The organism is Rhizomicrobium sp., assembly GCF_056722145.1.
The window spans coordinates 21,840-33,407 of record NZ_JBWZET010000279.1; the positions used below are offsets into that span (position 1 = coordinate 21,840).

Annotated in this window: 6 protein-coding genes; 2 read left to right on the forward strand and 4 right to left on the reverse strand. The window is 63.6% G+C overall.

Annotated features, from left to right (window positions below):
• Positions 1 to 14: 14 nt before the first annotated feature.
• From nagE to AC1P6P_RS14675, 3 genes are read right to left on the reverse strand one after another with little or no spacing between them, the layout of a single operon-like run.
• On the reverse strand, positions 15 to 1,766 hold the full coding sequence (gene nagE / locus AC1P6P_RS14665; RefSeq protein ID WP_481403184.1) for an N-acetylglucosamine-specific PTS transporter subunit IIBC: 1,752 nt from the start codon (positions 1,764 to 1,766) through the stop codon (positions 15 to 17).
• A complete protein-coding gene (gene ptsP, locus AC1P6P_RS14670) occupies positions 1,763 to 4,204 on the reverse strand; it encodes a phosphoenolpyruvate--protein phosphotransferase (protein WP_481403185.1) in 2,442 nt (813 codons plus the stop codon). Before ptsP ends, nagE begins: the two co-directional genes overlap by 4 nt.
• 2 nt (positions 4,205 to 4,206) lie before the next feature.
• Positions 4,207 to 6,420, reverse strand: a complete 2,214-nt coding sequence (locus AC1P6P_RS14675; RefSeq protein WP_481403186.1) for a family 20 glycosylhydrolase — start codon at positions 6,418 to 6,420, stop codon at positions 4,207 to 4,209.
• Between AC1P6P_RS14675 and AC1P6P_RS14680 the strand changes: the two genes are divergently transcribed.
• Positions 6,413 to 7,999 (forward strand): tetratricopeptide repeat-containing sulfotransferase family protein, encoded by a 1,587-nt coding sequence (locus AC1P6P_RS14680; protein ID WP_481403187.1) that lies wholly within the window; start codon positions 6,413 to 6,415, stop codon positions 7,997 to 7,999. The genes AC1P6P_RS14675 and AC1P6P_RS14680 overlap by 8 nt on opposite strands.
• 117 nt (positions 8,000 to 8,116) lie before the next feature.
• On the opposite strand, the gene AC1P6P_RS14685 is transcribed toward AC1P6P_RS14680, so the two are convergent.
• Positions 8,117 to 10,840: a TonB-dependent receptor gene (locus AC1P6P_RS14685; RefSeq protein ID WP_481403188.1), complete on the reverse strand. Its 2,724-nt coding sequence runs from the start codon at positions 10,838 to 10,840 to the stop codon at positions 8,117 to 8,119.
• A gap of 393 nt (positions 10,841 to 11,233) precedes the next feature.
• Here AC1P6P_RS14685 and AC1P6P_RS14690 point away from each other — a divergent pair.
• Positions 11,234 to 11,568 (forward strand): GntR family transcriptional regulator (locus AC1P6P_RS14690; RefSeq protein ID WP_481403189.1); only part of this gene is annotated, 335 nt, incomplete at its 3' end.

The following is an 11,568-nucleotide window of genomic DNA, read 5'->3' on the forward strand; positions in this document are numbered from 1 at the left end:
ATTCAGCCCGGCGGTCAGCGCGCTCCCAACACGGCGGCGAGCCCGGATTCGATCTTGGCGGCGTCGGGGCCAAGGATCAGATGCAGGCTGGTGCCCAGGCGTGCCACGCTGCGAACACCAGCGCTGCGCAAGGCCTGCTCGTCCGCGGTGTTGCGGTCCTTGAGTTCCACCATCAGTCGGCTCGAACACCGCGATATCCGCACGATATTGGCAACGCCGCCAAGCGCCTTGACGAATGCCGCCGTGCTGCCCAGCGGCATCGGTTTGGCGCGCGTGACCGGCTTGGGCGGTGATATCTTCGACTGGTTCATCGCGGCGCGGATTTCGGACGCGATCTGATCAGCGGCGGGGCCCACCACCACCTGCAAAGCATTGGCCGATGGCCGGACGAAGCCCTTGGCGCCTAGAGCCTTTAATTTCGGCTCATCGACGACGGCATTGGCGTTGACGATCAAACGCAACCGCGTGGTGCAGGCATCGACACTGGCAAGATTGCCGGCACCGCCCAATGCCGCGAGATACGCCTCGCCACGCCCCGACGCATCGACAACCTTTACGGCAGCGGCCGGCTCCGCATCCTCGCGACCGAGCGTCTTCAAATCAAAATAGTGAATCGCGAGCCGGAAGAGGCCGTAATAGATGGCGAAATACGCCAGCCCCACCGGAATCAGCAGTCCGGGGTGTCGCGCCTTCGACAGGTTGATGACGTAGTCGAAAAAGCCCGCCGAAAAGCCGAACCCGAGATGCACATCCAGCAAACTCATCACCACCATCGCAATACCGGTGAGAACGGCATGAAGCGCGTACAACAGCGGCGCCAGGAACATGAAGGTGAATTCGATCGGCTCGGTGACGCCGGTGAGGAAGGCCGTCAGCGCCATCGACGCCAGCATGCCGCCGACCTCTTTTTTCCGCTCGGGACGGGCGGCGTGATACATGGCAAGGCAGGCCGCCGGCAGGCCGAACATCATCACCGGAAAAAAGCCCGTCATGAAAGCCCCGGCGCTGGGATCACCGGCCATGAAGCGGTTGAGATCACCGGTGACGCCATGGAAGCTGCCGAGATTGAACCATACCAGCGAATTCAAGATGTGGTGCAGGCCGGTGACGATCAGCAGGCGATTGAGGGCGCCATAGAGAAACAGACCCAGCGCCCCGAGGCCCACGACGCCGCGGCTGGTGACATCCATGAACGTCGAGATCGCAAACCACGACTTGCCGATGACAAAGGCGAGCACCAGCGCCGAAAAACCGGCCGCGATCGGCACGAAACGGCGGCCACCGAAGAAGGCGAGATAATCGGGCAGCTTGATGGTGTGATAGCGGTTATAAAGCCACCCCGCGATCAGGCCCGAGACGATGCCGGTCGGTACCGACAACCGGAAAATCGCCTTGTCCTTGAACGCGGCTTCCGCCCAGCCGGCCGCATCGCCGGTGAAGCCACGGACGACCTCTGGCGGGACCACCATCAGCGATTTCGCCGCCGTGGTCGCCACCACGAAACAGACGACACCCGCCAGCGCCGCGGCGCCGTGGTTCTCCTGGGCAAGCCCGACCGCCACACCGGCGGCAAACAGCAGGCCGAGATTGGCGAAAATGGCTTGTCCGGCCGCGGCAACGAACGGCAGGTAAGGCAATACCGCGGGCACATGTTGCCAGATGTCGGGCTGGCCGAGGCGCAGCAGCAAGCCGGCCACCGGCAGCACCGCAATCGGCAGCATCAGCGCCCGGCCCAAGGGCTGCAGGGTTTCGAAAGCGGATTTCATGCGCACTCCTCCGCCGCGAAATTGGCTTTGACCAGCGCCCGCACCGCAGCCGGCGTATCGAGCGCGAGCGCGGCCTGGGCGGCATTGCGACAAGCGCTAATACTGAGTTTGCGAACCGCCGCCTTGAGGCGCGGAACAACGGGCGGCGGCACCGACAATTCCGACACGCCAAGCCCGATCAATAACGGGGCGGCATGCAGATCGGCGGCGAGACTGCCACATACAGCCGCCGTCTTGTTTGCCGCAACCGCGGCATCGGCGGTACGGGCGATCAGGCGCAACACCGCCGGATGAAGGGCATCAAGCTCGGCCGCAAGGGTGCGGTGACCGCGGTCGATGGCGAGTACGTATTGAGTCAGATCGTTGGTGCCGATGGAGAGAAAATCGGCTTCGCTCGCGAGCTGATCGGCCAGCATCGCCGCCGCCGGCGTTTCGACCATCGCGCCGAGACCGAGATGCGCGCATCCCATGTCGCTCAGCAGCACGCGGATGGCCCGAACTTCATGGGCCGCCGTGATCATCGGCAGCATGATCTTGACCGGCCCCTTGACGCGCGCCGCGGCCTTGAGCTGGGTCGTGAGAAGATCAGGCCAAACGCGCGCCGTGCGTACACCGCGAAGCCCAAGCTGCGGATTGTCCTCGGCCGGAAATTGCAAATACGGTACGGGCTTGTCGGCACCGATGTCGAAGGTGCGGATAATGAACGGGCGCCCCGACAGCGCGTCGGCGATAACCTGGTAGGCGGCGAGTTGCTCGTCTTCGTCAGGCGGGGTGTCGCGATCCATGAACAGGAACTCGGTGCGCAGCACACCACAGCCTTCCGCACCCAGGCGAACGGCCTCTTCCGCTTCGGCGCTTCCCTTGCCGAGATTGGCGAAGATTTCTACGCGGGTGCCGTCGGCGGTGTAACACGCGGCGGCGGCTTCGGCGCGCTCGCGACTTTGGCGCGCCACTGCGGCGGCAACGTCTTGGCGGCAGGCGACGACCGTGGTTGGCTCCGGTTTGAGATCGAGCACGCCTTGGTCGGCATCGATCAGCATCTCGGTGCCGTCGGCAATGGCGAGAACCTGCGGTCCCGCCGCGACCAGCGCCGGAATATTCATGCCGGCTGCAAGAATGGCCGCGTGAGCGGTAGGGCCGCCACCCGCCGAGACAAATCCGGCGATACCGGGCTTCAGATCGGACGGCAGGATTTCTTCGGCAATCAGGATGGCATTCGCCGGCAAAACTCGTGAGGGCTCCTCGATGACGCCGATCAGGCTGGCGACAAGCTGGCGCTCGAGATCGAGAAGATCGCCGGCGCGCTCGCGCATGCGGACATCGTCCATGGCCCTTAGCGTGTCAGCCGCCACCCGAATGCTGCTGCGCCACGCCCACGCTGCGCTCTTGCCTTCGGCGATCTTGGCTTCCGCGGCCGCCACCAGGCCGGGGTCTTCCAGCAGCGCATTATGCGCCGACAAAATTTGGCGGCGGGTGCGATCACCAGACATGGCGGCGATTTCGAGCCGGGCGCGCAGTGCGGCAATGGCTTCGCGCAAGGCTTTGGTTTCCACCGCAATGCCGCGCCCGTCTTCCGGCACCGCAATCTCGCGGTTGCGCAATTGCACCGCCACACCGATCGCCTGGCCCGGCGCCGCACCAATGCCATGAATCGTCGTCGCCGTGTTGGCAGGCAAGGCGCGGATGACCGGTGCCAGCACCCGATGTTCTTTCGCCCCAGCCGCCACCAGCACGGCAACAATGGCATCGGCGGCAGCCCGGCTCGGCGCGGTGACCATCACTTCGTCGCCTTGGCGTACACCCAGCGCCATGACGGCGGTGGCGCTTTTCGCATCGGCGGTGCGGCCGCGACAGGTGAGCGCTACAGCGCCGGCAACCCGCTTGGCGGCACCCGCGACCAAGGCCGAGGGGCGCGCATGCAAGCCGTGTTCGGCGGCGACAATTGCCTTGATCGACACCGTCGCCCCGCCGCCAACCGGTGAATCGACCGAGAGCGGCACGAGTTCCATCAGGAACGCTCCGGCGACAACCTCGCAATTTTCGGTGCGACGGGAGATCCGGAATCGCTCGCCACTCGCCACCACGACCGGCGAGATCAGGCTTTTCGCGCGCCCGGCAAGAAAATCGAGATCAGCGACCAGAACGGGATCGCCCGCCTTCACGCTCTGGCCTTCGCGCGCCAGGCGCTTGAACCCCTCTCCCTTCAGCGCGACAGTTTCGAGACCGACATGAACGACAATCTCGGCACCGCCGGCATGGCGGATGGTGAAAGCGTGCCCGGCCAGCGTCGCAATGACGCCATCGATCGGCGCCACGACGCGCCCATCGGTCGGATCGACCGCAAGCCCGTCACCGAGAATCGCGTCGGCAAAAACCGGATCGGGCACTTCGCCAAGCGGGCTCACCCAACCAGCCATCGGCGCCAGGACCGTGACCATGACTACTCCTTCAACAACGGCTGGACCCAATCGATCGCCCACACCGGATCGACCTTGCGCCGGGCGAAATTCAAGCACACATCATGGACCCCCGTTTGCGGCGGCAGATCGGCGTGCAGCGTCGTGAAGCGACGCACCCGCGGCAGCTTGAGGCTGGCGAGCAGCGGACCGGTGCAACTGTCGGCGCGGATTTCCAATGCGCCGCCGCGCGCGGCGGTGGGGTAAAGTGGAATCTTCTTGACGTCGTTGCCGATCTGGAAGTTGAACGGCAGCGGCCCGAGTGAGACGTCGAGTCCGCGGATAGGTGCGAGATCAAGACCGCGATAGATCCAGCATGGATTCATCACATTGACCATCGACACGACGGTGCCGCTGCGCTGGGCGAGCGGAAGATCGTTGGTGCACTGATCCATCGCCCACGACGTGCGCCGGAGGATCGCGGCGGCACCGAGGGCTTGGAAGGTGACGCCGCCAAGACGATGGCCGTCGAGATAGGTCGCCGCGGCGATGGTTTGCGCATGAGATGCTTTGAATGGACCGTTGTAGACCGGCGAGGCCTCATCCGGAACTCCGCCATCGGTGCGATAATGGATGACGCCGGCCTCCACCTGGTTGGCGAGCGCAATGCGCACATCCCGTCCCGCCGGCACCGCCGTGACCGCGACGGCAAATGCCGATTGCGACGCCGGAATGGCGAGGACGCGATAACGCTCAAACTCGGCCGGCAGCCGCATCAGGAAACTTTGCCAGTCGTGGCCGGCCGACCATCCCGTTTCAGCCAGCGCCGCAGCACGCGGGAACGCGGCGTAGAACACGCCCGCCGCCGTCGGCATATGCTCGGTCCATATGTTGGCTTGGACGCCGAGAAGATGGTGTTCCAACGCGCCCTGCGGCGTCGGAGCGAACGTATAGACGTCGGCGAGGCTCGACTGCGGGCCGCGGCACGTCGGCTCGCCCGCACGCGCGGCCTGACAGTAGTCGAAATAGAGGACCGGCGCCGGCGACAGCACGACATCGTGGCCGCGATCCGCGGCCTCGCCGGCGCTTTCCACCGTGCGCCAGCTCATCACCACCGCATTGGCTGGCGGCTGGCCTTCCAGAATTTCATCCCAGCCGATCAGTCGACGCCCATGCGCTGCGAGGAAGGTGCCGATGCGATGGGTGAAATAGCCCTGCAGCGCCTTGGTGTCGGCGACGCCGAGCGCATGCATGCGCCGCTGCACGGCGGCCGATGTGTTCCACTGCCCCTTTGGCGCCTCGTCGCCGCCGACGTGGATGTAGGGCGACGGGAACAGCGCCATCACCTCGGTCAGGACGTTGTCGATGAATGCGAAGGTGCTGTCGTCGACATTATACAAGTAAGGGAAGATGCCCCAGTCGCCGGACGGTCCATTCGGCACGCGTCGGGTTGAGCCGAGCCTCGGATAGGCCGAAATCGCCGCCAGTGCGTGACCGGGCATCTCGAGTTCGGGCACGATGGTGATGGCGCGCGCCTTGGCATAGGCGACGATGTCGCGAATCTGCGCCTGGGTGTAGTAGCCGCCGTAACGGCCTTCGCGGCGATTGTGGCGGAAGGCGCCGATTTTTGTCAGGCGCGGATAGCGCTTGATCTCGATCCGCCAGCCCTGGTCGTCAACCAGATGCCAGTGCAGCACATTCAGCTTGTGCCAGGCCATGACATCGAGAAACCGCTTGATCTCGTCCGGCGATTGGAAATGGCGGGCGGAATCAAGCATCAGCCCGCGCCAGCCAAACCGCGGCGCGTCGTCGATGGTAACCGCCGGAATCGCGATCTCGCGCACCGGGTCGGCTTCGGGCGTGGCGAGCTGGTAGAGCGTCATCGCCCCATACAGCAACCCGGCGTCATCGGCCGCGGTGATTTCGATTCCCCATGGGCGAACGGCGAGACGGTAGCCTTCGCCCACAGGTGTGCTGGTCCGGCGCAGGACGATCGCCGGGCCATCGGCATTTGCGACGCGCGACAGCGGCAGGTTGCGGGTCCGGCGAATCAGCCCGGCCAAAAAATCGGCGGCGAAGGCGCACGGCGCATCGTTCGTCTTGGTGCAGACGATTGGGGTTGCGCTGGTCAGCCGGAAGCCGCCCGCCTCGCGCGTCAGCTGGCGCGGCCACGGGGTCATGTTCAGATCGGCAGCGCAAGCGCCGATCAGCGGCATGGCGGCGAGAACGATCGCCGCTAATCGCAGTCGGATGAGCATCGTGGCGGGTCGCGTCGAAACGGCGCGCACTGTATCGGCGCCCCGCAACCCTGCAAAGCGGAAATCCGTGCTGCGGCACATACGCCGGCCGACCGTCACGCGAAAACATCGCTATAATGCGGACGGCTCAAAGAGACGGATGCGGATGAACGAAACGGACAGGGCAGTCATGCTGCACCGGCAGGGGCGTTTTGGCGAGGCCGAAGCGGCCTATCGCGCCGGCTTGGTAACGCTCCCGAACCATCCGGAGCTCAATTACGGGCTTGGTCTGCTGTGCGCGCGCAACGGGCGAATTGAAGAAGCCGACTACCGGTTCGAGCAAGTTCTGGCGACACACCCCGATCATGCCGGTGCCCTGAGGAGCCTGGGTGACGTCCTTGCTGCCGGTGGCCGGCAACACGAAGCAGTGCTGCTATTTCAGCGTTTGATCGCGCTCCAGCCCGGCAACGCCGCCGCCCATTTCGCGATCGGTCAGGTCCACAAACAGCTCGGCCAATTCCGCCAAGCGCAATCCGCACTGGAGAAAGCCGTCGCGCTCGATCCCGATAATCCGGGCTATCACTACACACTTGCCGAAACCGGGCCGTTCCGACCCGGCGACAGCCGGCTGGCCGAACTGGAGCGGCTGGCGGGCGTGGAAGACCGCTTTTCCGCACAGCAGCAGGCCGAACTGCACTTTGCCTTGTTCAAGGCGTGCGACGAACTCGAGCGACCTGCCGAAGCATTCGCGCATTTGGCGAAAGCCAACCGCCTCTTCCGCGCGCTGGTGCCTTATAACGAACGCGATGTGTTCAATCTTTTCCGCGAAATCCAGGACATCTACACCGCCGAAACAATCGGCCGCTTTGCGGGTGCAGGCCATCCTTCCGAAATTCCCGTGTTCGTCGTCGGCATGCCGCGCTCGGGCACCACGCTGGTCGAGCAGATTTTAGCCAGCCATCCCGATGTGCATGGCGCCGGCGAGATTCAATATGTCCAGGATTTGATCCTGGGCGCTCATGCCGGAGCCGATTACCCTGCGGACCTCGCGCAATTGGGCCAGCAAGGCCTGCGGCGGTTCGGCGGCTACTATGCGGTGCGGCTCGCCGCGTTGGCGCCGGACAAGAAACGCATCGTCAACAAGCTGCCGGCCAACAGTACCCATTTGGGGCTGCTCCACCTCGCCCTGCCCAATGCCCGCTTCATCCACCTGCGCCGCGATCGCCGTGACACCTGCTTCTCGTGCTACACCAAACTGTTCGCCAATGGCCTGAATTTCGCCTACGACCTCGGCGAACTCGGCCGCTACCATAAGGCGGCAGACGTATTGTCCGCGCACTGGTTCGATGTGCTGCCGGCGAACCGCCTCATTGAAGTGCAATATGAGACTCTGGTCGCCAATTTCGAACGCGAGTCACGGCGGCTGGTGGAATTCTGCGGCCTTGGGTGGGACGAGCGCTGCCTGAAATTCTACGAGACCAAGCGCGGCGTGCGCACGATGAGCGAATATCAGGTTCGCCGGCCGCTGTTCACGACCTCGATCGGCCGCTGGCGCAGCTATGAGCGCTGGCTCGGGCCGCTGCTCGAAGCGCTGGCATAAATCCAAACAAAAACGGAGCGGCAACTGCCGCTCCGCAAGAGAAGAGTGTTCGTATGAGAGGCGCCGCCGCAAAGCGGCCCCGGGCACATAGCGCGTGCCCGGGGGTAAGATTTCGGATCAATACTTCAGACGGATGCCGGCATAGAGCTGGCTGCCGTTCGAATAGAACGCACGCGGCTGATCCGGGATGTTGCCGTAATACTTCAAAGTCTGATTGGTGAGGTTCAGAGCATCAAAGGTGAGCGAGAGATTGTCGGTGACGGTGACCTGTACCGAAGCGTCAAGCGTCCCGTAGGCATCTTCGTTTTGTGCGAAGCTGCGGTCGAGGCCGACCAGCATCTTGGAGCGGTACGAATAGGACAAGCGGGTGCTCAGCCAGTTGTTTTCGTAGTAGACGCTGACGTTCCCCGTAATCTTCGAATCGCCGACCAGCGGGCCGCCGTTGCTGTCGTTGCCGTCAGCATAGGTGAAGTTGCCCTGGGCGCCGAAGCCGCCCCAAATCGGCTGCTGGATCTGGGCTTCAAAGCCTTCCAGCTGCCCCGAGCTGTTGACCGGCGCAGTGATGCTGTACATCGAATAAACCGGCGTCGTGGTGTGCGTGCCGGTCAGGGTCGAGTTCTGATACGAGCCCTGGAACGTCGAGTAGCTCACATACGACGACAGGTCGTTGTAGAACACGCCAACGGCCAGCATCGAGTCCGGCCCGTAGTACCATTCATACGAGGCCTGGTAGACGGCCGCCCGGACCGGCTTGAGGTTCGGGTTGCCGCCCGTGCCGGTCAGGATCAGGTCGGTGAGGTTGACCGCGCCGCCGAGGGCGCTGTAGTCCGGCCGCGACATGGTTTCGGCCGCCGAGAAGCGCAACGTCGCGTTGTCCGTCAGCTTGACGCTGAGATTGACGCTCGGCAGCACATCCCAATACTTGTGCTTGATGTGGTTGAGGTCGTAGTTGCCAAAGGCATTCGGCGTGCCGTTGGCATCGCTGACGTACTGCTGGACGTTCTCGCCGGTTTCGACGATACGGACGCCGAAATTGCCCTTCCAGCGCTCACCGCCGACATCGGCCATGAGGTAAGCCGCCCAGTCTTCTTCCAGGACGCCCATGCTGCCCTGCCAATAGAACCGCTCGTTTGCGGGATTGACCGTCTGGGCCGGCGTCAGCGTGTAGCCACGCCAGTTTGCCTGCGTGTAGAGATAGTTCGCGATCTTGGCGGGATCGCCGAGCGGCACGTTCGTCAGCATGTTTCCGTTGCCCGGCAGGTCGCCAGCATAACCGGACGGATAGCTGCCGGTGGCGATATCCGAGCCCGGGTCGCCGTAGGACGTGCCCGACACCCAGCCGAGGACCGAGCGCTTGTGTTCGGCGTAGCGCACGCCCGCCTTGACGGCAGTGAGCGGACCGACATTGACAGCCTGCTCAACGTCGAGCTGACCGTAGATTTCGCGATCGACCGTGTTGAACACGTCGTTCCAAGCCCAGTCGTTGGTGTAATTCGCGGCGTTGGCCAGCGAGACCAGCGGATCACTCACGGAAGCGGCTGCACTGAGGCCGTTCAAATTGTAGGAGAGACCGCCCTGAACCTCGCCTTCCCAAGCCGGCTGGGACGAGGTCCGGCCGACACCGCGGGTGTAACCGAACTTGGCCTTGATCGTCAGATCGGCCGTCGGCGTCCAGTTGGCGTTGCCGTTAAAGAAATACGTTTCCGAGCCCGAACCCGGACGGGCGATGAAGTCTGCAACCACGCCGGGGATCTGGCACTTGCCAGCAACCGGCGCCGTTCCAAGCAGACAACTGGGTCCCCAGGCGCCGTAACCGGCGTAACTGTTGCCGCCACCGTTGGTGTAGCCCGTCATCGGCGTTATCGCCGGGAATACCGCCGAGACCAGCGTATTGTTGACGACCTTGTAGGACGTCGGGGCGTTGTCGGCGATTTCCTGCGACGTGTACGCCATGACGTTCTGATTGTAGTTCGACGCGCCCATATGCGAGTAGAAGCCGGACACTTCGATGTCAAAACTGTCCGACACCTTCAACTGCGCGTTGACCACGCCGCCCTGGCGGATGCGCTGCTGGGTGAAGTAGGTCGAACCGATCAGGGTCGGATAGACAACGCCGATCAGCTGCGGATCGAGTGCAGCGGTCACGCTGCATGGAAGCGCGACGCCGGCAGGCGTGCAGGCGCCGGTCGGATTTGGCCCGAGGGTGTTGTAGCCAAGCGTTTCCTGGCCATCGCGGCGGATGCTGCGCTCTTCGTGGAAGGCCTGGATCAGGATGCCGAACCGGTTGTCATCCGACTTCCAGCCGAACAGGGCGTTGACCTGCGGCGTGGTGGCGCCACGCAACGTGGTGTAAGCGGCATCTGCGCTGCCCTCGATCGTCAGGTTGTCCTTCATGTCGAGCGGCTTGCGCAGCTGGATATCGACCGCGCCGGCGACGCCGCCTTCGACCAGATCCGCCTGCTGGCTCTTATAGACCTTCGCGGTGGAGACGATTTCCGACGGCAACAGCGTGTAGCTGACGGAACGGCCGACCGCCTGATACTGGTCGAGCACGAACCAATCGCCGGTGGCGACCGAATGGCCGTCGATCAACGTCTGCGTCAGGCTTGGGTCGGTACCACGGATCGACACGCGGTCGTTTTCGTCAAAGCCGCCTTCACCCGCCGCCGCGGACACCGTGTTGACGCCAGGAATGCGCTGGAGGGCGTCGGCGACGTTCTTGTCCGGGAACTTGCCGATGTCTTCCGCCGAAACCGCATCAACGATCGTGACGGCGTCGCGCTTGATGTCCATGGCGCGCTGCATCGACGCGCGAATACCGGTGACGACGACCGTTTCCATCGAATCCTGGGCAAATGCCGGTGCTGCCAGGCTCGCCAAGGCCAGTACGCTCGCTGACCCTACAAACACTCTCCTCAACTTCATGGCTCAGTCCTCTCTGTTGTGTCCCCAGAGTGCGCCGAACTGCCCTTCGCCGCCCCCTCTTGGACTCTATGCGACCCCCTATTGGGATCGCCAATTGCTGTCCAATGCAATACCATTCTTAAATTGGGCGGCCCTGTCAAGGGCCAATTTGTGCCTGTTAATGCGTCACAGGACACGTGTGGTCTGCCGTTTTTTTGGATTGACGAGGTGGAGGGGGTTTATGGTATTGCATTGGTATTAGCCTGGGCGCCCACGATTCCAGGCCTTTAGAGACCACTCAAGGAGGTCGCGTTGCCTTCCCTTTCGGCCATGATCGGCAACCTGGACGAGGACCACAGCTTGCCGTTGTACCAACAACTGCAACGGGGACTCCGGCGGGCCATCGAGATGAAACTTCTGGCGCCTGAAGACGCCCTGCCGCCCGAACGCGATCTGGCCGAAGAGTTCGCCGTCTCCCGCATCACCATCCGCAAGGCTTTGGACGGACTGGTCTCGGAAGGGCTTCTCACGCGCCGCCAGGGATCAGGCACTTTCGTCGCCTCCCGCGTCGAAAAGAGCTTCTCCAAACTGTCGAGCTTCACCGAGGACATGACGACGAGAGGCAAAAGCCCTCGTTCGGTGTGGCTGCGCAAAAGCCAGGGCAT